10 protein-coding genes are annotated in these 22,043 nt (G+C 69.5%); all 10 read left to right on the top strand.

Features of this window, described 5'->3' with window-relative positions; translation table 11 throughout:
• Position 1 precedes the first annotated feature (1 nt).
• The 10 genes from QCD75_RS13045 (at position 2) to QCD75_RS13000 (ending at position 21,975) form a co-directional block, all read left to right on the top strand.
• Positions 2-5,716, top strand: coding sequence for an Ig-like domain-containing protein (locus QCD75_RS13045; RefSeq protein ID WP_301229235.1), 5,715 nt, complete (start codon positions 2-4; stop codon positions 5,714-5,716).
• Between the two features lie 91 nt (positions 5,717-5,807).
• Entirely contained in the window at positions 5,808-6,782 is a 975-nt protein-coding gene (locus tag QCD75_RS13040) for an AAA family ATPase (protein ID WP_301229233.1), read from the top strand.
• Positions 6,783-6,877: 95 nt separating this feature from the next.
• The gene (locus QCD75_RS13035; protein WP_301229231.1) at positions 6,878-8,209 is read left to right on the top strand and encodes a DUF58 domain-containing protein; all 1,332 of its coding nucleotides are present in this window, start codon (positions 6,878-6,880) and stop codon (positions 8,207-8,209) included.
• Positions 8,206-10,776, top strand: a complete 2,571-nt coding sequence (locus QCD75_RS13030) for a transglutaminase-like domain-containing protein (RefSeq protein WP_301229229.1) — start codon at positions 8,206-8,208, stop codon at positions 10,774-10,776. The genes QCD75_RS13035 and QCD75_RS13030 overlap by 4 nt, the downstream gene beginning before the upstream one ends.
• Complete coding sequence (locus tag QCD75_RS13025) at positions 10,773-12,242, top strand: RDD family protein (RefSeq protein ID WP_367400656.1); 1,470 nt, start codon at positions 10,773-10,775, stop codon at positions 12,240-12,242. Before QCD75_RS13030 ends, QCD75_RS13025 begins: the two co-directional genes overlap by 4 nt.
• A complete protein-coding gene (locus QCD75_RS13020; protein ID WP_301229225.1) occupies positions 12,239-13,300 on the top strand; it encodes a PP2C family protein-serine/threonine phosphatase in 1,062 nt (353 codons plus the stop codon). Before QCD75_RS13025 ends, QCD75_RS13020 begins: the two co-directional genes overlap by 4 nt.
• Positions 13,287-15,119 (top strand): hypothetical protein, encoded by a 1,833-nt coding sequence (locus QCD75_RS13015; RefSeq protein WP_301229223.1) that lies wholly within the window; start codon positions 13,287-13,289, stop codon positions 15,117-15,119. The genes QCD75_RS13020 and QCD75_RS13015 overlap by 14 nt, the downstream gene beginning before the upstream one ends.
• Positions 15,116-16,756 carry a serine/threonine protein kinase gene (locus tag QCD75_RS13010; RefSeq protein WP_301229221.1) on the top strand — a complete coding sequence of 547 codons (1,641 nt, stop codon included), beginning with the start codon at positions 15,116-15,118 and terminating at the stop codon, positions 16,754-16,756. The genes QCD75_RS13015 and QCD75_RS13010 overlap by 4 nt, the downstream gene beginning before the upstream one ends.
• 27 nt (positions 16,757-16,783) lie before the next feature.
• The gene (locus QCD75_RS13005) at positions 16,784-17,533 is read left to right on the top strand and encodes a hypothetical protein (protein WP_301229219.1); all 750 of its coding nucleotides are present in this window, start codon (positions 16,784-16,786) and stop codon (positions 17,531-17,533) included.
• Positions 17,530-21,975, top strand: a complete 4,446-nt coding sequence (locus tag QCD75_RS13000; protein WP_301229217.1) for an FtsK/SpoIIIE domain-containing protein — start codon at positions 17,530-17,532, stop codon at positions 21,973-21,975. The genes QCD75_RS13005 and QCD75_RS13000 overlap by 4 nt, the downstream gene beginning before the upstream one ends.
• Positions 21,976-22,043: the final 68 nt, after the last annotated feature.

Below are 22,043 nucleotides of genomic sequence, written 5' to 3'. Positions count from 1 at the left end.
GGTGAGTTTTGGTTCGAAGGTGATTTCGGTGACGGATGCGGCCAAGGGCCGGGTGTGGGCGTTGTCGCCGTCGACGGTGAATGGTTTTGATGAGGAGGGTTCGGAGCCGGTCCTGAATGGTTCGCAGGGGTTGGTGTCGGCGGTGGGGGCCGATGACCGGATTTACAGTGCGGATCCGAAGTCCGGGCAGGTCACGGTGACGGTGGTGGGGGCCGATGGTGGGGTTGCGGATGTGAAGACGGAGTCCTGGGACGGGTTGAAGGGTGCCGGGGATCTGCAGTTGGCGGTGGTGGGGGACCGGCCGGTGGTGCTGGATGCGGGCCGGGGGAAGTTGTTCCTGCCGGGCGGGCGTGAGTTGGCGTTGGCGGATGCGCGGGATGCGAAGTTGCAGCTTTCGGGTCCGGGTGCGGATGAGGTGGCGGTGGCGACGCCGAAGGCGTTGTTGCTTCAGCCGTTGGATGGGTCGACGGCGAAGACGGTGACGTTCGGGGGTCAGGGTGTTCCGGCGGCGCCGGTGCAGCTGGGCGGTTGTGTCCATGCGGCGTGGTCGGGGGCGAACAAGTATGTGCGTGAGTGCGTGAATGATGCCGATGACAAGACGGTGGATGTGCCGAAGGCCAGCGCGGCGCCGTCTTATGTGTTCCGGGTGAACCGGGACCTGGTGGTCCTCAACGATGTGAATTCGGGCAATGTGTGGCTGGTGAACCAGAACATGCAGCTGGTCAACAACTGGGACGACGTTGTCCCGCCCAAGAACCAGTCCAATGACCAGGACCAGGAGTCGGCGGACAACAACACCATCAACATCCTGCCGGACCGCACCAAACCCAACCGGCCCCCCGAAACCAAGCCCGACGCCGTCGGCGTCCGCCCCGGGCGCACCACCGTCCTCTCCGTGCTCGACAACGACACGGACCCCGACGGCGACGTGCTCACTGCCTCTGCCGGCGACAAGGGACCCCGGTCCGGCAGCCTGGAGAACATCTACGGCGGCACCGCCTTCCAGATCACCGTCCCGGCCGACGCCGCCCCGGGCACCGAAACCTTCGGCTACAACGCTGCCGACGGCCGCGGCCTCTCCGCCGCCGGAAGCATCACCCTGAACGTCGTCGGCCCGGACGAGAACAAGCCTCCCGTGTTCAAACGCGGCGACCCCACCACCATGCTCGTTGAGCAGGGCAAAACCGTCAGCCAGAACATCCTCACCGACTGGACCGACCCGGACGGCGATGACCTCGTGCTGATGGACGCCAAGGCCGACAACGACCAGGACCAGGTCAAGGTCCGCCGCGACGGCCTGCTGACCTACCAGGATTCCGGTGCCGCGCCGGGCAAGAAATCCGTCACCGTGACCGTCTGGGACGGCCGCGCCACCACCACGGGCAAGGTCGTTGTCAACGTCCAGCCTCCCGGCGCCCTGCAGCCGGTGGTCAACGCGGACCACGTGAGCGCCGTCGTCGGCCAGGATCTCGTGATCGCACCGCTGAAGAACGACGTCGACCCCAATGGCGGCGCGCTGCGCCTGGCCCAGGTGGAAGGCGCCGGGACAGCGCAGCTGGGCCCGGTGACCGACGGCGGGACCTTCACCTTCCGCAGCGAAACCCCGGGACCGGTCTACCTGACCTACATCGCGAGCAACGGCCCGCAAAGCAGCCAGGGCCTGATCCGGGTGGACGTCGAATCCGGCAAGGATGCCGGGGACCCGGTGGCCGTCCACGATGTCGCCCTGCTGCCGGTCGGCGGCAGTGTGCTCGTCGATCCGCTGGCGAACGACTCGGACCCGTCCGGGGGAGTGCTGGTGCTGCAGTCAGTCCAGCTGCCGGAAAATTCCACCGCGTCGGTCAGCGTGATCGACCACAGCGTCCTGCGGATCACCGACGTCATCGGCACCAAGGACCCGTTCACCTTCCGCTACACCATGTCCAACGGCACCAAGTCGGCCACCGGCAGCGTGTCCGTGGTCCCCGTCCCGGCCCCCGCAGTCCTCGAGGCCCCGCAGCCCAAACCGGACGAGGTGAACGTGCGGGTCAACGACGTCGTCACCATCCCGGTGCTGGCCAACGACACCCACCCGCAGGGCGAGAAGCTCAGCGTGGACCCCGTCCTGCCGCAGCCCGTCCCCGAAACGGACGGCAAGAGCTTCGTCTCCGAAAACACCCTCCGCTTCATCGCCGGTGCCGAACCCAGGACGGTCCGCGCCATCTACAACGCCGTCGACCCGCAGGGCCAGAAGAGCGCCGCGGCGGTCACCATCCACATCCTCCCGCTGGAAGGCGCCGAGAACTCCCGGCCGCAACCGAAGAACCTCACGGCCCGGGTCGTGGCGGCCGGTTCCGTCCGGATCCCGGTGGAACTCGACGGGATCGACCCCGACGGCGACTCCGTCCAGCTCACCGGGATCGACAGCACCCCGGCGATGGGCACAGCCACCGTGGGCAGCAACTTCCTCGACTTCACGGCAGCCGGAGACGGCGCCGGCACGGACACCTTCCGCTACAAAGTGGTGGACCGGCAGGGAGCCGTCAACACCGGCACCGTCACCATCGGCATCGCCCCGCGCGGGGACACCAACCAGAAGCCCACCCCGGTGGACGACGAGGTCATGGTCCGCCCCGGGCGGCAGATCGCCGTCGATGCCACCGGCAACGACACCGACCCGGACGGCGACCCGATCCGGATCATCGGCGACGGCATCGAGGCCGCCCCGGAACTGCAGGCCACCGTCAGCAAGCAGAGCTCCCGCATCATCCTGCTGGCCCCCGGCGCGGAAGGCACCGTCAACGTGCGGTACTCGGTGGTGGATGACCGCGGCGCCACGGCGCAGGCCGCCATCGCGGTCAAGGTCCGGCAGGACGTGCCGCTGCGGGCCCCGATCGCCCGGGACGACCGGGTGACCTCCGCCCAGACCCTGGGCAAGACCGCCGTCGACGTCCCCGTCCTCAAGAACGACGAGGACCCCGACGGCGTCGGCGAGAACCTCACGATTGCCACCGATGTCCCCACCGCCCGGCCCGGAGCCGAGGGCACCATGCGGGTGGAGCTCACCGAAAAGCCGCAGCTCATCCCGTACACCGTGGAAGATGTGGACGGCCAGAAGTCCACCGCCATCATCTGGGTTCCCGGCCTCGGCCAGCAGGTCCCCACCCTGGCCAAGGACGACGTAATCGAACTCGTCGCCGGGCAGTCCGTCACCGTCGACCTCAAGGAATGGGTCAAGGTCCGCGACGGGCGCTCGCCCCGCCTGACCCAGACGGACCGGATCAAACTGATCGGCGCCGACGGCAAGGACCCCGTGGCCAACGACGGCACCGCCCTGAAATACACCGCAGGCCAGGACTACGTGGGCCCGGGCTCGCTCAGCTTCGAGGTCACAGACGGCTCCGGCCCGGACGATCCCGCCGGCCTGAAATCCACCCTCAGCATCCGTACCAAAGTCCTTCCGGACCCCAACCGGAACAATCCGCCTGTGCTGCTGGGCAGCCAGGTGGACGTGCCCAAGGCAGACTCCGCCAGCACCGACCTGGCCATGCTGACCACCGACCCGGACGACGGAGATGTGGACAAGATGAAGTACGAGCTGGTGGGCAGTGTTCCGGCCGGCTTCGACGCCGGCATCGACGGGAAGACCCTGAAAGCCGCCGCCAAGGACGGCACCGCCGCCGGGGCTACTGGCGCGGTCCAGGTCAAGGCCAAAGACCCGCGCGGACTCGAAGCCACCGCAACCTACCAGCTGACCGTCACCGCTTCCAACCGGCCAAAACCGGTAGCCAACGACGATCTCGAACCCAATGCCGCCGCCGGCAAGCCCGTCACCGTACGGGTGCTCGACAACGACGCCAACCCGTTCCCGGAGACGGCGCTCAAGATCGTCTCGGCCTCGACCGAAACCGGCCAGGGCACCGCCGCCGCCACCGGGGATACTGTGACCGTGACCCCGGCCGGTGGCTTCTCGGGAACCATGATCGTGGCCTACACCGTGGCCGACAAGACCGGCGAAGCGTCCCGCCAGGCGACAGCCCGGATCCGGCTGACGGTCAAGGACAAACCGCTGGCCCCGACCACCCCCCAGGCCGCAAGCGTGGGGGACGGCACCGCCCTGCTTAACTGGACCGCCCCCGCGGACCGCGGCTCCGCCATCACCAAGTACACGGTGTACGGCGAGGGCGGCTACCGCCAGGACTGCCCGGCCAACTCCTGCACGCTCACCGGGCTGACCAACAACTCCAAATACCACTTCCAGGTCACGGCCACCAACGACCTGGGCGAATCCGAGCGGTCCCCGGCGTCGGCCGAGGTCCGCCCGGACGTCAAGCCGGACGCCCCGGCCGCGCCTGCGCTCAAGTTCGGCGACACTCAGCTCACCGCCACCTGGGTCGCCCCGGCGTCCAAGGGCTCGCCGGTCAAGTCCTACGACCTGGAGATTTCCCCGGCACCGGCCGGGCAGAACGCCCAGATCCAGAACCTCACCTCGGTGAACTACGTCTGGAAGGGACTCAAGAACGGAGTGGCCTACAAGGTCCGCGTCCTGGCCCGGAACGACGCCAAGGAGCCCTCCGAATGGAGCGCCTACTCGGCCGCCGAGACCCCTGCCGGGGTGCCCGTCACCCCGGCAGGGCCAAGTGCGGTGGGAGCGGCTTCGGTGGGCACCCAGAGCCAGCTCAAGGTGAACTGGACGGCACCGAACAACAACGGCGACGCCATCTCCAGCTACACCCTCACCACCCTCCGTGGCGGCGCAGCCGTGGCGACCCAGCAGGTCTCGGGCACCACCCAGAACGTCACCGTGGACAACTCCGAAGCGGACTACACCTTCACCGTCTCCGCCATGAACAAAGCCGGGACGTCCGGGACCAGTCCACGCTCCGCAGGGATCCGGGCAGCCGGCAAGCCCGGCACCGTGTCGAGCGGCACGGTCAAAGAGACAGGCAAGTCCGGGCAGCTCGACGTGACCTTCACTCCGCTCACCGCGGCCCAGCGCAACGGCTCCCAGGACACGGAGATCCGCTACAGCTACCGGGCCTCAAGCGGCCAGACCGGCGCCATCACCGCCGGCGGCGGCATGATCGGCGGGCTACCCAACGGGCAGGACGTGACCATCAACATCATCGCCACGTCCACCAAGAACAACACCGCCGGCGATGCCCAGGCCATCGGCACCGCGAACCCCTACGGCCCGCCGAACGCCCCCGTGCTCTCGGCCCAGGGTTCCTCCACGCAGCAGGTGCACTGGACCTGGACCAACCCGGCAAACAACGGACGTGCCATCCAGCGCTTCGAAGTCAGCTACGAAGGCGGCGGATGGACGAGCGTTGGGCTGGCCAACCGGTATGACCGCGACACCGGTGCCTGGAGTTCCACCAAGAGCCTCTTGGTACGGGCCTGCACGGTGGTCTGTGGTGCCGAGGATTCCGCCAATGCCACCAGCGGGACCGACCCGACGCCGCCGGCGCCGACGTCCCAGGTCCAGGTGGACGCCAGCAGCGTCAGGACGTGCCCGGGCAAGCCGGGCCAGACCGACAGCTACTCGGCCGGGCCGCCGAAGGATTGCGGCGTCGGCTGGGTCGAACGGGCCGAAGGCAAGCTCACCATCAACTGCACCAAGGACATCTACGGCAACGGCACCCCCTGGTTCCGGGTGACCGAAGGCAGCCACCCGAACTGGTTCGTCAAGTCGACCACCGTAACCCTCACCGGGCCCCGGCCCGGCGGATGCTGACGCCGGCAACTGAACTAACCGCCGGACACAGCGGGACCCCCGCCGGCGGCCCACCACGCTATTTCCACCCAGAACAGAAGAGGACCACCCCATGACCATGACCACCGAACAGGCCGAATGGTTTTCCGGCACCTTCGAGAAGCTCGTCGCCAACGTAGGCCAGGCCGTCCTGGGCAAAACCCACGTCATCCGGCTGACCTTCACCGCGATGCTCGCCGAGGGGCATGTCCTCTTCGAGGACGCCCCGGGCACCGGCAAGACCATGCTGGCGCGGGCCCTCGCGGCCACCGTCCAGGGCTCCAACAACCGCATCCAGTTCACCCCGGACCTGCTGCCCTCGGACGTCACCGGCGTGACCATCTACGACCAGAAGACGCAGAAGTTCGAGTTCCACAAGGGACCGATCTTCAACAACATCGTCCTGGCCGACGAAATCAACCGCGCCTCGCCCAAGACCCAGTCGGCGCTCCTGGAGGTCATGGAGGAATCCCGCGTCACGGTTGACGGCACCACCTACGAGGCCGGCCGCCCGTTTATGGTGATGGCGACCCAGAACCCGATCGAGCAGGCCGGCACCTACCGGCTGCCCGAAGCCCAGCTGGACCGCTTCCTGATCAAGACCTCCATCGGCTACCCGGACCACGCCTCCACCGTGCAGCTGCTCGGCGGCGCCAACCTCAAGGACCGATCCAAAGCCATCACCCCCGTCATCACCACCCAGGCGATTGCAGACATGGCCGACCTCGGCGCCACCACGCACGTGGACACCGCCGTGCTGGAGTACATCTCCCGGCTCTGCGAGGAGACCCGCAACGCCCCGGAAACCCGACTGGGCGTCTCCGTCCGCGGCGCCCTCGCCATGGTCCGCGCCGCCAAGGTCTGGGCCGCCAGCCAGGGCCGCAACTTCGTGCTGCCCGACGACATCAAGGACCTGGCAGCCGTCGTCTGGACCCACCGCCTCGTCATGGACCCGGAAGCCGAATTCTCCGGTGCGACCCCCGAGGCCGTGCTGGCGCGAGTCCTCTCCGAGGTCGCCGCGCCGCAGCAGCGCGCCTCCGTCGGCTAGCTGCCCGGCACCACCGCCGCCCCGCAGCACAGCCCGCCCGCACTCCTGGGCAGGGCCCCGGCACCCCGTCACCCAGCACGAACAAAGGCACCCATATGTCCTCCAGCACTCCGCTGACCCGGCTTGCTGAACGCCTGCAACGGCCCTTCCACCGGGACGGCAGACCCACGCGGCTGCATCCTGCCTCCCTCTGGGCCGACGCCGGCCGCACCGCCAGCCTGGCCCTGAGGCCGGCGTGGCGCGCCGTACGCGGGCTCTGGCTGCGGTACGCGTGGCCCGTCCTCTCGGTCGTCAGCGTCCTGGGCTGGTCCGTTCTCGCGGCGTCGATCCTGCTGTGGACCGTCGGCCAGGCCTTCGGCTGGCAGGAAGCCAAGGCCGCCGCGATCGCAGCCTTCGTGCTGTTCGTGCTGGCGGTCGGCTTCATCCTGGGCCGCTCCTCCTACGGGGTGGTGCTGGACCTGGCCCGGACCCGGGTGGCGGTGGGCGACAGCGCAGTCGGCAGCATCGCCGTTTCCAACACCTCCGCCCGCCCGCTGCTGCCCGCGGACCTGGAACTGCCGGTCGGAGCCGCCACCGCCGTCTTCCACCTGCCCCGGATGAAGGCGCAGCAGGTCCACGAGGACCTGTTCACCATCCCCACCGCCCGCCGCGCGGTCATAGTCGTGGGTCCGGTCCGGTCCGTCCGCGCGGATCCCCTACACCTGCTGCGCCGCCAGGTGCTCTGGACCGAACCCGAGGACCTGTTCGTCCACCCCAGGACCGCGGCGCTGGCAGGCTCGGCCGCCGGGTTCATCCGCGACCTCGAGGGCATGCCCACCACCGACCTCTCCAGCGCCGATGTGTCCTTCCACGCCCTGCGCGACTACGTACCGGGCGATGACCGGCGGCACATCCACTGGAAGACCACGGCCCGCATCAACAAACTGATGGTCCGCCAGTTCGAGGAAACCCGCCGCGCCCACCTCGCCATCTCGCTGTCCATCAACACGGACGAATACGCCTCGGAGGAGGAATTCGAACTGGCCATCTCCACCGCCGCCTCGATCGGACGCCAGGCCATCCGCGACCAGCGCGACCTCGACGTCCTGACCCAGAAGGGCCCGCTGCGCTGCGAAACCGGCCGCAACTTACTCGATGACATGACCCGGATCGTCGGCGCACCACAGCGCAGGACCGCCGTCGACCTCGCCCGGAGCCTGGCGGACACCGTCCCCAACGCCTCCGTGGTGTTCCTGGTCGTCGGCAGCAACGTCACCCCCGCCCAGCTGCGCTCCGCTTCGGCCTCCGTGCCAATGGGCGTCCGCAGCCTCGCCGTCCGGCTCCAGCTCGGCGCCGCGCCCGCCCGGGCCAACATCGGCGAGCTGACCGTGCTGACTCTCGGCGACCTCTCCGATCTGGCCATTGTGCTGAGGAAGGCGGCAGCATGAGCACCGCAACCCCGCTCCGTCCCCGCAACAACCTGCGGGGCAACGCCGCCCGGTCCCGCCGTTCCGGCTTCGCCGACGGCCAGCCGCTCTGGCATCTCGCGCTCGACGCCGGGGCCCTCACCGTGCTGCTCGGCCTGGGCGTGCTCGGCTTCAGCCTCAGCTTCGGCGGCGACCCGTACTACCTGATCGCAGGCTTCGGCGGCATCCTGCTGGGCCTCGCCCTGGCCGCGGCCAATGTGCACTTCCGCCTGGGCCTGCTGATCACCGCCGCCCTGACGCTCGGCGTGTACCTCCTCTTCGGCACCGCGCTGGCGGTCCCGGCGGCGTCGGTTGCCGGCGTCCTGCCCACCCTCGACTCGCTGCGCACGCTGCTGCTTGGCGTCGTGTTCGCCTGGAAGGACATGCTCACCGTCGGTGTGCCGGTCGGCACCGCCGGCGGCACCCTGATCGTGCCGTTCCTCAGCTCGCTCCTCACGGCGCTGGCGGCCGGACTGCTGATCTGGCGGCTCAAGAACCCCTACTGGCCGCTGCTGTCGGTGCTGGTGCTGTTCGTCACCGGCATCGCCTTCAGCACCAATGCAGGTTTCCTCACCGTGGAACGAGGCATTTCGCTCACCGTGGTCGCGATCGCCTGGGCCACCTTCCGCCGCGACGTGCTGCGCCGCAGCGATACCCGCAAGGTCTCCGTCAACCGGCTGGAAACCGACGAGGCCACAGCCCGTGCGGCCACCCTCCGCCGGCTTGGCACCGCCGCCGCGGTGATCGCCGTCGCCGTCGGGATCACCGCGGTCGCCTCCCCGCTGGTCACCGCCAGCGACGACCGCCGCGTGCTGCGCAACACGATCGTCCCGCCGTTCGACCCGAAAGACTACGTCACCCCGCTGGCGAGCTTCCGCAACTTCGTCAAGGACAAAAAGGACGACAAGCTCTTCGAAGTCAAGGGCCTGCCCAAGGACGCCCGGGTTCGTCTCGCCGCGCTCGATTCCTTCAACGGCACCAACTACAACATGGACCCGAACGGCTCCGGCAGCTTCAGCAAGGTGGGCGACGCGAAATCCATCAACACCCTCGCGGACACCACCGGGATCGTGCCGACCACCAACTACGCCCTGGACATCACGATCGGGGACTACCAGGGCTACTTCCTGCCCGGCGGCACTAAAACCACCGGGATCAGCTTTGCCAATGACGGTTCGGGTGCCGCCGCCGGGCTGTACTTCAACGCCGGAACGGACACGGCCGTGACCACCCGGGGCCTGGCCAAGGGCGACGCCTACCGCGTCCAGGTGGCCGACCCCGCCACCCTGGAACACGGGCAGCTGACGCAGTACGACTTCGCCAGGTTGTCCCTGCCGGACCCCGCCGAGGTGCCCCCCGTCGTCGGCTCCCAGGCCAACGACCTCGCCGCCGACGCCCCCACCGCCATTGACCGGGTGCGCCAGATCGAGGCGCACTTCCAGAAAAAAGGCGCTTTTAGCAACGGCCTGATCGCCGACGGCCAGCTGCCCAGCGTCTCCGGCCACGGCGCCAACCGGATCCGGAGCCTGCTCACCGCCAAGCAGATGCTCGGCGACGACGAACAGTACGCCGTCGCGATGTCGCTGATGCTGCGTCACCTGGGCATTCCCTCCCGCGTGGTGATGGGGTTCTACCCGGATCCCAAGAGCCCGGAAAACGGTGCCGGCGACGTGCAGATCACCGGCAAGGACGTCCATGCCTGGGTCGAGGTCGCCTTCGACCGGGTGGGCTGGGTGTCCTTCGACCCCACCCCGCCGAAGGACAATGTGCCGATCCCGCCGGATCCGGAGAACAAGTCCAAGCCCAAGCCCCAGGTGCTGCAGCCCCCGCCCCCGCCGCAGGAGCCCGCGGACCTCCCGCCGGACTCCTCGCCGGACGCGCTGGATGCCGACGAGAAGAAGAACAACCCCTGGCTGTTCTGGGGCCCGCTCCTCGCTGCGATCGGGTACGCGCTGATCCCGGTCCTGGTCCTGGCGTTGCCGCTCCTGCTGATCGCCCTGCTCAAGTCCCGGCGCCGGCTGGCACGCTTCCGCGACGGCCACCCTGCCCAGCGCGTCGGCGGGGGCTGGAACGAAGTCGTCAGCCTCGCCACCGACCTCGGCGCCGGGGTGGACCAGCGCGCCACCCGGCGTGAGTCCGCCGTCGTGCTCGCCGACGCCTTCCCGGCCAGCGGGGGGACCACCACGCTGCTGGCCAACCGTGCCGACGCCGCGATCTTCGGTGCCGGCCAGCCGAGCGAGGACGAGGTCCGGCACTACTGGGAGACCGTGGACGGCTCGCTCAAGGAGATGACCGGAACGCTCGGTTTTTGGGGACGGCAGCGGGCCCGGTTCTCGCCGCGCTCCCTCCTGGCCGACGGCCGGGCTGCCCTGAAGCAGCGGGGCCAGCACCCAGTCCGGTCCCGCTGGAAGCGCGCCGCGCCCGCAGGATCGGAACACCCCGCGGGTACAGTGGAGTCCGGTCCGGCGGCGGCGGCAGGACGTGGTGCTGCTGCCGACGCCGCAGCCGACGCCAGCCAGACTGCCAGGAAGAACCGCAACGAGCCATGACCGACGACGCCGAGCGCTGCCCGCGCTGCCAGCAGCCGCTCCGACCGGGGGCTGCCTTCTGCACCTCCTGCGGCACGCCGCTGAGCAACAGGTCCGCGCGCAGAAAGCAGCACCTCCCGCCGCAGGGACCGATCCCCGGTAGTATCCCCCTAACGCAGGGCCCGGCCACGGGCCGTGGACAAGGGGGAGGTCCTGCCATGCCAGGCAAGCTTGAACTGGTCCCCGCCGCTGCCGGAAAACGGCTGGGGGCCGCGGTGCTGGACTGGCTGCCGCCGGTGACCATCCTGACAGTCCTGCTGGCGGTCGGTTTCTTCGGTATCACCCGCACCCAGAGCGGGGGCTTCATCGTGTACGGCACCTCCTCGCTGGTGCTCTTCGGCGGCATCGGTGCGGGCCTCACCCTGATCTACACCGTGGTCCTCGCCATGCTCGAAGGCCGGTCCGGCGCCACACCCGGCAACCGCCTCATGGGGATCCGCAGCACGGATGCCGACGGCTATGCCCCGGGCGGGGGAGCGGTGTTCCTCCGCGGCCTCATTACCGGAGCCGGAATGCTGCTGGCCGTGATCGCCGCCGCCGCGGTCATGGCCTTCCAGTGGTTCGGCGTCGCCGTGCTGGTGCTGGGACCGCTCCTGTTCCTCGGCGCGGCCTGGGCCGTCCTCGTGGTGCTCTCCAGCACCTGGGACCGCAACGGCCGGCTGCGCGGCTGGCACGACACCGCCGCCAAGACCCTCGTCTTCGACGTGAAGGCCGGGCGCAACCCGATCTCCACCGGCGGCATCCAAGGCCCGTACAGCTTCGCACCGATGGACCTCCCCCCGGTCCAGCAAGTAGCCTCGCCGCTGGCAGGCGCCGCGGCGGCAGCCTCCGCAACTGCCGCAACTGCCGCAGCCTACGCACCTGCTGCTCCGGCCGCTCCCGCCGCACCTGCCGCGGCGTCCGCTCCGGCCGCAGGGGAACGTCCTGCCGCCCAACGGCCGCCGGCGGTCACAGCGCAGCCGGCCCCGCCGGCGCCGGGTCCCGCAGCATCTTTCGCGCCACAGGCAGGGACGGAATCCTTCCACCCGGACACACACCCGGACGACGACCACGACCGCACCCAGGTCCGGGGCAACACGCAGGCTCCGGTCACCGTGGCGATGCTCCGAATCCGGCTGGACGACGGCCGCGAAATCGAACTGGACCGCACCGTGCTGATCGGCCGGAACCCCGCCGGGCACCCCGGCGAGGACTCCGTGCAGCTCATCCCGATGGCAGATCCCGGCCGTTCCATTTCCAAGACCCACCTCCACCTCCTTGCCGGAAACGGGGGAGTCTGGGTGACCGACCGCAACTCCACCAACGGCAGCGCCGTCACCACCCCGGACGGTATCCGAACCGCCCTCGCGGCAGGGGAACCCACCCACGTCCGCCCAGGCACCACCGTGCACTTCGGTGACCGTTCCTTCTACCTAGGACAGGCATGAATCCCCAGCCGGCCGCCGTTCCATCCCCTCCGAATCCCGGCAACGACCCGGTGCCCTCCCCGGGCACTCCGCCCAGCGGTGCCTCCAGCGGTGCCTCCAGCGGTTCCTCGAGCGGTGCCTCCAGCCTCCGGCTTAGCGTCGGCTACGGCACGGACCGCGGCCTGCGCCGTGAAATGAACGAGGATTCATTCATCGCCGCGGATCCCGTCTTCGCTGTCGCAGACGGCATGGGAGGACATGAGGCCGGCGAGATCGCCAGCGGCATCTGCGTGCGCACGCTGGCCCAGATCCCGCAGCTGGCAAGCGGGGAGCGGGACGCCACCGCCGGCGTCGTGCAGGAGTACCTCCTGATGGCCGACGAGAGCATCCGCGAGGCCACGGGCTCCCGCGCCGGGACCACACTCTCCGGCGTCGTGGTGGTGGAGCAAATGGGCGTCCCGTACTGGCTGGTTCTGAACATCGGCGACTCCCGGACCTACCGCCTGAGCCAGGGCAAGCTCAGCCAGGTCAGCGTCGACCACTCCGAGGTCCAGGAACTTGTCGACGCCGGGCAGATCAGCCAGGCGCAGGCCGCCGTGCACCCGCGCCGGCATGTCGTCACCCGGGCACTCGGCACCGGCGACGAGACCGAAGCGGACTACTGGCTGCTTCCCATCGAGGAAGGCGACCGGCTTCTGGTCTGCTCCGACGGTCTCAACGGCGAACTCGACGATGACCACATTTCCAATATCCTGCGTTCCCAGACGGACCCGCAGGCGGCCGTGGATGAACTCATCCAGGCGGCCCTGCGCAGCGGCGGCCGTGACAATATCACCTGCATCGTGCTCGACGCCACCAATGTCACCAACGACGACGGCGCCGCCCAGACAACGCCGCGCAGCGCCGTCGCGGCGGAGGACGAGGACACCCTGCCCCGGACCGATGCGCTGGACCTCACCCCCCGCGGGGAACAGGTTTCCCAAGCCGGACCGGATGACGGGCAACCGGATGCCTGGAAACCGGCCGATACGGCTGCGGCTGGCACGGAAGACGGCAGGGAACCAGATGATGGCAAGTAAGCCGGCCGCTGCCGCGCGGTACACGCCCGGCAGTTGGCTCGGTGTGGTGCGCTCCGGAACCGTGGTGCTGCTGCGCCCGGACAGCACGGCTGCCCTGGTCGAATCCTTGTGGGAACTCCTCGCAGGCGGCCCGCAGGTGCACGAGGTGCTCGACGCCGTGACCTCCGCCTCGGGCGGTTCGCTGGCCCGGCTGCCGTGGTTCGCAATCGTGGACAACCGGAGCGCCGTGCAATTCTTCCTGCGCGGAGAGATCGACCTGACCGTAGACCTGCCCTCCGGCCCGGTGGAACTGAGCGGCCGCGACGTGACCACCTGGACGGAACGGCGCTTCGCGGCCGCCAACGGATTCAGCCTGACCGTCCCGGGCGCCGAAGCCACGGGTGCGGCCGGTGCCGGGCGGGACCTTCCGTTGACTGACGGTGTGGTCCTGCTCCAGGGCCTGCGGGTGGACTTTGCCCCAGAAGCCGCACGGAAAATGGCCCAGGCTCTCCCGGCACTTGCAGCGGCGCCCGTGACAGCCCCGGCGGCGGCCGGTCCTGCCGACACTCCCGCGACCGAAGCCGTTGCAGTCGATCCGGCCGTGGCGGACGCAGCGGCAGCGCCGGAGGACGAAATCCTGGCGGCAGTCGAAGCCGACATTGCGGCCGAGCTGAACGAGCATGGAGCGTCGTCGGAGACTGTGCTGGAGTTCCCCGGCGAGGACCTTGAGCTGGACGAAACGCTGCACGAGGAACCCGAACCGGAACCCGAACCGGAACCCGAACCGGAACTGGCAGCAGCCGGGCATGAGCCGGAACCGTCGGAAACCCACAAACCGGCGGCACCGGAACCGGCCGAGCAGGAGCCCACGGGCAGCTACGACCACCTCTGGGAACAGACGGTGATCCGGAACATCGAAGACGCCGCCGTCCGTTCGGACCCCGACGCCGATTCCGAATCCGCCGTCGAATCCGCCGGCGCCGAACCAGCGCCCGAGCCGTCCGCAGCGAAAGAAGCGGCGGAACCTGTTGCCGTTACTGCTCCTGCTCCTGCGCCGGAACCTCCTGCGGCACCACTCCCGGTTTCCACGGGGCTGATCGACTCCGTGCCGTGGCACACCGGCGGGGACCGACCCGCGTCGGCCGTGGTGATGACACCCGCGCCGCAGGCTCCGTACCTGCCTGCCCTGATGGCGACGGCCGTACCCGTGTCGCCGTCGGCCCCGCAGGGGACTGCCCCGCAGGTGCCGGCCCCGGACGTCTCCACCGCGCAGCCCGCGGCGGACGATGACCACGACGGCGAGACGATCATGAAGAGCGATCTCGCGGGAGCCGCCCCGCGGCCGGCCGGCACCCAGCGCGGCGGCCCGGAACCGGCCACCGGACCGATGGTGCTGGCCCGGGTCTGCCCGCAGGGACACGCCAACCCGTCCACCTATTCGCACTGCGGCCGCTGCGGAGAGCCGCTGCCCGGCGACGGCGTCCAGGTCCGGCGGCCCCGCCTGGGCCGGATGCGGCTGTCCACCGGCGGGCTGATCGACCTGGACCAGTCGCTCATCGTGGGACGCCAACCCTCGGTGTCGCGCGTCCAGGGCGCCGTGATGCCCAAGCTGGTCCAAGTGGCGAGCCCCAGCGGGGATATCTCCCGCTCCCACGTGGAGGTCCGGCTGGAAGGCTGGCATGTGATGCTCTGCGACCTCAAGGCGACCAACGGCACTGTGCTGGTCCGCGAAGGCCAGCCGCCGCGCCGGCTGGCGCAGGGTGAGATGGCCATCCTGCTCGACGGCGACATCGCAGAAGTAGGCGACGGCATCTCGCTGCGCTTTGAGGAGATCCCGTGAGCTCAAAACGGCCAGTAGCCCCGCCGCCGATCATTCCGGGCTTCCACTACATCAGCCTGCTCGGCTCCGGCGGGTTCTCCGACGTCTACCTCTACGAGCAGGACCGGCCGCGCCGCAAGGTGGCCGTCAAAGTGCTGCTCTCGGACCTGAAAACTGAAGGCGCCCGCCGCCGCTTCGAATCCGAAGCGAACCTGATGGCGCAGCTGTCCTCACACCCCTATATCGTGACGATCTTCCAAGCCGAGATCACCGACTCCGGGCATTCCTACCTGGCCATGGAGTACTGCTCCCGGCCCAGCCTGGACGTGTGCTACCGGCGGCAGCGCTTCAGCGTTGACGAGGTCCTCGCCGTCGGCATCCAGGTGGCGTCCGCCGTTGAGACCGCCCACCGGGCCGGCATCGCGCACCGGGACATTAAGCCCGCCAACATCCTGGTCACGGACTACAACCGGCCCGCCCTGACCGACTTCGGCATCTCCGGCACCCTCGCCGGCGACCAGGACGAGGACGCGGGCATGTCCATCCCGTGGTCACCGCCGGAACAGTTCACCGGCCATCACGTCGACGGCGTCCTGGTGGATGTCTGGGCGCTCGGTGCCACCCTCTACACCCTGCTGGCTGGCCGGTCGCCGTTTGTGCTGCCGGGAGCCGACAACTCCCAGCGTGAGCTGATCTCCCGCATCACCAATCTGCCGCTGCCGAAACTGGGCCGCGCCGACGTTCCGGAATCCCTGGAGCTGGCGCTCTCGACGGCGATGGCCAAGTCCGCGGCATCGCGCTACTCCTCGGCCCATGCCTTCGCCCTGGCCCTGCAGCGGATCCAGGCCGAACTGAACCTGTCCGTGACATCGTTCGAGGTGCTGGAAGAGCAGCGCCCCGAGGACAACCATCCCGACGACGGCTTCGAGGAAACCCGAGTCCGCAGTGTCGCCTCGATCGACCCGGATGCTACGGGCAACGCCGCCACCTTCCCGGTCCGGGTCCCCGGCGCGGACACCAGCCGCCCGGCCGACAATGCCACCACCTTCAACAACCGGACCATCCAGCGCCCCCCGGCGCTGCCCGGTTTCGACACGGCAGCCGCAGCCCGGATGACCGGGCCGCGGAGCGCGGCCCCCGACGACGACGTGGCGGCCACGGTCAGCCGCTCCAGCGCGGCGGATCCGGCCGGCGGCCCCGACGACGGCGTGGCGGGGCACCCGGCCGGGCACGGCCGCCGGAACCTGCTGCTCTCGATCGTCGGCGGCACCGTGGTGGTGGCCGCCGTCGTCCTTGGGATCGTGGCGGCCACCACCCGGCCCGAGCCGGCGCCGAAGGCCACCGGGCAGATCAGCAAACCGCCCGCCGACGCCCTGGACAACGGCACCGTCCCGGACGTCACGGAGCTCACCGGGACGGCCGGACCGGCCGGGAAGGTCAGCTTCAGCTGGACCAACCCGCAGCCCAAACCGGGCGACAGCTACAAGTGGCGGGTCCACACGCTCAAGGACGACGGGCAGTACCAGGCCGCCGCCGGGCCGAAAGCCGAAATGGCCGCGAACCCGGCCGAGCCCAGCTGCATCCAGGTCATGATCGTCCGCAGCGACGGGGCTTCCTCGCCACTGGGCCCGGACTCCATCGCCTGCGTCAGCAAATAACCAACGACTTCCGGAAAGGTACGGATTATGGGGGATCTGGCAATAGATTTCTGCGGCGAGTGGCATGAGCCCTCGGACGAGGACATCTTCAGCATCGGCCGCGAAGGCGATCTCGAGGTGGACGACAACCCTTACCTGCACCGGCAGTTCCTGCAGATCGCCCGCTATGACGGCATCTGGTGGCTCAGCAACGTCGGCAGCATGCTCTCCGCGACCATTGCCGACGCCACCGGCGGAATGCAGGCCTGGCTCTCGCCGGGGGCCCGGATCCCGCTGGTCTTCAGCCACACCAACGTCATCTTCACGGCCGGGCCCACCACCTACGAATTCGCCGTCCATCTCCAAACCCCCGCCTTCCGGCAGGAAGAGCGCGGGGAGGACAGCGGCGGGGACACCACCATTGGACCGGTGCTCTTCACCGACTCGCAAAAAGCCCTGATCGTGGCCCTCGCCGAACCCATGCTGCGCCGCGACGGGACCGGCTTCAGCGCCATCCCGTCCTCGGCCGACGCCGCCAGAACCCTGGGCTGGGCGCTGACGCGGTTCAACAGAAAGCTGGACAATGTGTGCGACAAACTGGACAAAGTCGGCGTCGCCGGCCTTCGGGGCGGCGGCGGCAAGCTCGCCACCAACCGCCGCGCAAGGCTCGTGGAACACGCCGTCACCTCACATCTCGTGACCGCCGCCGACCTGCACCTGCTGGATCAGCAGAACGCCGCCAGGCACAACGCCGCCAAAAACAGTGCCTTGGCCATGAACGGAGCCGACGAAGCGTGAGAATCCGACTGACGCTGCGCCGCGACCCGGCCGACGCTAAAGACCTCGCCGTCACGGTAGACGGGCTCGCCACTGTGGCGGACATCGCCACCCAGCTCTGGGCAGCCGACCCGGCACGGCGGGGGACCCCTCCGCCGTCGAACCTGTCCCTCAGCATCGAGGAGGCCTTCGCCGCCGGCGGCATGAAGGGCAGCGTCCTGGACCGCAAGGACAACCTGCTGGAATCCGGGCTGCGGCCCGGCTCCATCGTTTCGCTGACCCGGCTGAGTGAGCAGTTCGGGACGCCCGGCGCGAACCGCGGCCCGGCGGCGGCGACCCTGCGGGTGCTGTCCGGACCCGACGCCGGACGGGAATTCTCGCTGCCGTCCGGCACCAGCTACATCGGCCGGGACCGCGACGTCGACATCCGGCTCACGGACCCGCTCACCTCCAAACGGCACGCCCGCATCACGGTGGGCGAGACGGTCGAGATCGTGGACACGAACTCGGCCAACGGGCTGCTGATGGACGGGCTGCCGGTCACCCGCGCCACACTGAGCTCCTCGGACACCGTGGCCCTGGGGGACACCACTGTCTCCGTGGTCTCCCTCGGCACCGGGCACGGTTCCGCGCCGAGCTCCCCGCTGATCGACTTCAACCGCTCGCCCCGCGTGGTGCCGCGATTCGAGCAGCAGAAACGGATGCTCCCGGCCGGGCCCAAGCGCCAGGAGCACCACGCCTTCCCGTACATCATGCTGCTCGCGCCGCTGATGATGGGCGGCATCCTGTTCGCCGTCACCCAGAACGTGCTCTCCGTGGTCTTTATGCTGATGATGCCGCTGTTCATCGTGGGCCATTACGTGGACCAGAAGCTGCAGGCCAAGCGGGAACGCAAGGAACAGCTCAAGCAGTTCCGCGAATCCATGGCCGTGTTCCGCACCGACGTCACCCGGCTGCAGAACGTGGAACGCTCGGTCCGGCTGCAGGAAGCACCCTCCGTCAGCGACACAGTCGACTCGATCTACAAGCTCGGCCCGCTGCTCTGGAACCACAGGCCCGAGCACACCGGGTTCCTGGGCCTGCGCTTTGGGCTGGGGACCTCGCCCTCGCGGATCCAGTTCGAGGAGCCCAACAGCAATGACACCGAAGCCGAGTACATGGCTGAAATCCAGGAGTGCCTGGCACAGTTCCGCGACATCGAGGGTGTGCCGATCGTCTCGCAGCTGCGTTCCGCCGGCTCCTTCGGCCTGGCCGGCTCCCGCGGCCTCGTCGACGATGTCGCCCGCGGGATGGTCCTGCAGCTGGTCGGCCTGCACTCGCCCGCGGAGGTCGTCCTGACCGCCATCACCTCGGCACAGTCGAAGGAACGCTGGGAATGGCTGCAGTGGCTCCCGCACGTCGGCTCCGGCCACAGCCCGCTGGGCGGCGACCACCTCGCCGCGGGCCCGGCGGGGGGCTCGGCACTGCTCTCCCGGCTGGAAGACCTGATCGACCAGCGCGAGGCTGCGTCGCAGACCCCGCGCCCGGCCCTGCGGCCCGGCGTCGACCCGCTCAGCATGGATCTCCCGGAACCGCTGCTGCCCACCGTGCTGGTGGTCGTCGAGGATGACGCCCCGGTGGACCGCGGCCGGCTCACCCGGGTCCTGGAACGGGGCCCGGACTCCGGCGTGCACGTCATGTGGGTCGCCACCTCGGTCCAGCAGCTTCCGGCCGCGTGCCGGGACTTCATGGCCGTCGACGGCGTGCACGGCACCACCACCGGGCAGGTCCGGCTCGGCCGGCACACCTTCCCGGTGAGCTGCGAAAGCCTCGACGCCGGACTCGCCGCCCAGCTCGCCCGGATGCTCTCGCCTGTGGTGGACGTCGGCAAACCGCTGGAGGACGACTCCGACCTGCCGCGCGCCGTATCCTACGCCACCCTGATCGGCAAGGACTTCCTGGACAGCCCGGCGGCCGTGGCGGAACGCTGGACCGAGAACAATTCGGTCCGCGCCTCCGCCAAGCCCAACCGCAAGGACAACGGCACGCTCCGGGCCCTCGTCGGATCCAAGGGCATCGAACCGCTCTACCTCGACCTGAAGAACGAGGGGCCGCACGCCCTCGTCGGCGGCACCACCGGCGCCGGCAAGTCCGAATTCCTGCAGTCCTGGGTGATGGGCATGGCCGCCGCCTACAGCCCGGACCGGGTGAGCTTCCTGTTTGTCGACTACAAGGGCGGCGCCGCATTCGCTGACTGCCTGCACCTGCCCCACACCGTGGGCCTGGTCACCGACCTCTCCCAGCACCTCGTCCGCCGCGCGCTGACCTCGCTGCGGGCGGAGCTGCACTACCGGGAACGGCTGCTGAACCGGAAGAAAGCCAAGGACCTGCTGGAACTCCAGCGCGAAGCGGATCCGGAGGCGCCCCCCTACCTGATCATCATCGTGGACGAGTTCGCCGCCCTCGCCACCGAGGTGCCGGAGTTCGTCGACGGCGTCGTGGACGTCGCCGCCCGCGGACGCTCCCTGGGACTGCACCTGATCCTGGCCACCCAGCGCCCCGCCGGCGTGATCAAGGAAAGCCTGCGCGCCAACACCAACCTGCGGGTGGCGCTGCGGATGGCCGACGAGGACGACGCGATCGACATCCTCGGTGTGCCCACGGCGGCCTACTTCGACCCCGCCATCCCCGGGCGCGGCGCCGCCAAGACCGGCCCCGGCAGGATCCAGGGTTTCCAGACCGGCTACGCCGGTGGCTGGACCACGGAGAAGCCGCAGCGCCCGCAGATCGAGATCGTCGAGATGGCCTTCGGTTCCGGCCCGGCCTGGGCCGCACCGGCCCCGGAGACCCCGGTCCAGGAAGAAGCTGCCGGTCCCAACGACATCGCCCGGATGACGGCCAACATCATCAGGGCCGCCGATGTGCTCTCCATCGAGCCGCCGCGTAAACCCTGGCTCGATGAGCTCGCGACGAGCTATGACTTCTCCCTGCTGCCGAACCCCCGCACCGACGAGCGCCTGCTCCTGGGCGTGGCGGACGACCCGGCGCACCAGGACCAGCCCACCGTGTTCTACGAACCGGACCGGGACGGCAACATGGCCATCTACGGCACCGGCGGCTCCGGCAAGTCCGCAGCGCTGCGCGGCATCGCAATCGCCGCCGCGGTCACCCCGCGCGGCGGGCCGGTCAACGTCTACGGCATCGACTGCGGCTCCTCGGGGCTGAAGATGCTCGATGAGCTGCCGCACGTCGGGGAAATCATCAACGGCGACGACGTCGAACGGGTCGGCCGGCTGCTGCGCTGGCTCCGGGACCTCGCCGACGACCGGTCCGCCCGCTATTCCGAAGTGCGCGCGTCGACCATCGTGGAGTACCGCAAACTGGCGGCCCGGCCGGAGGAAAAGCGCATCTTCGTGCTGGTGGACGGCATGTCCGCCTTCCGGGAGGCGTACGAATACAGCAAGCTCTCGGCGCTCTGGGACATCTTCCTGCAGCTCGCCACCGACGGCCGCCCGCTCGGCATCCACCTCGTGGTCAGCGGGGACCGCCCCAACTCGGTTCCGGCGTCTCTTCTGGCCTCGATCCAGCGCCGGCTGGTGCTGCGGCTCTCCTCGGAGGACGACTACCTGTCCATGGACGTGCCCAAGGATGTCCTGGGCCAGGCCTCGCCTCCGGGACGCGGCCTGCTGGGCAACCTCGAGGTCCAGCTCGCTGTCCTGGGCGGGAACTCCAACCTGGCCGTGCAAGCCCGCGAGGTGCACAAGCTCAGCGAGGCCATGCTGCGCCAGGGCGTCGAACGCGCCCCCCAGATCGAACGCCTGCCGGACCAGATCGACCTCGGCATCCTGCCGGCCGGCAGCCCGGACCTCCCGGTGATCGGCGTCGACGACGAGACGCTCCAGCCGGCCGAGATCCTGGCCAAGGGCCCGCTGCTGCTGGCAGGCCCTCCGGGCTCCGGGCGCACCGTGGCCCTTGTGACCCTGGCCTACGCGCTGCGCCGTTCCAACCCCGGCGTCGAACTGATCTACGTCGGCTCCCGGCGCTCCACAGCGGCGGCCCTGAAGCTCTGGGACCGCTCGGTGGTCGGCGCCGACAACGTGGAGGAGTCCATCGACGAGCTGGTGGACTACTCCACCGGCACGCCCGGCAAGCTCGCGATCTTCATCGAGGGCCTGACTGACTTCACCGACACGGGCGCGGAGCCGGGCATCGAACGGCTCGTCACGGCGTCGATCAAGGCCGAACAGTGGGTGGTCGGCGAATCCGAGACGTCTACGTGGTCCTCGGCCTGGTCCCTCGCGCAGCCGTTCAAGTCCGGCCGCCGCGGGCTGCTGCTCAACCCGGGCGACATCGACGGCGACAGCCTGCTCAGCACCTCGCTGGGCCGGATCAGCACGGACTTCATCCCCGGCCGCGGCTACATCGTGGGCCGCGGGAAGGTCCGCAAACTCCAGGTCGCGCTTCCCCCCGAGAATCGGAACTGAACCCGTTGACCTTGCAGTTAACGTCCTTATGAGGTGCTTATAGGGACGTTAACTGCAAGGTCAACGAG

Origin of the sequence: Arthrobacter sp. PsM3 (assembly GCF_030433895.1) — a bacterium.
GTDB lineage: Bacteria > Actinomycetota > Actinomycetes > Actinomycetales > Micrococcaceae > Arthrobacter.
This window is presented reverse-complemented; position numbering and strand designations above follow the sequence as displayed.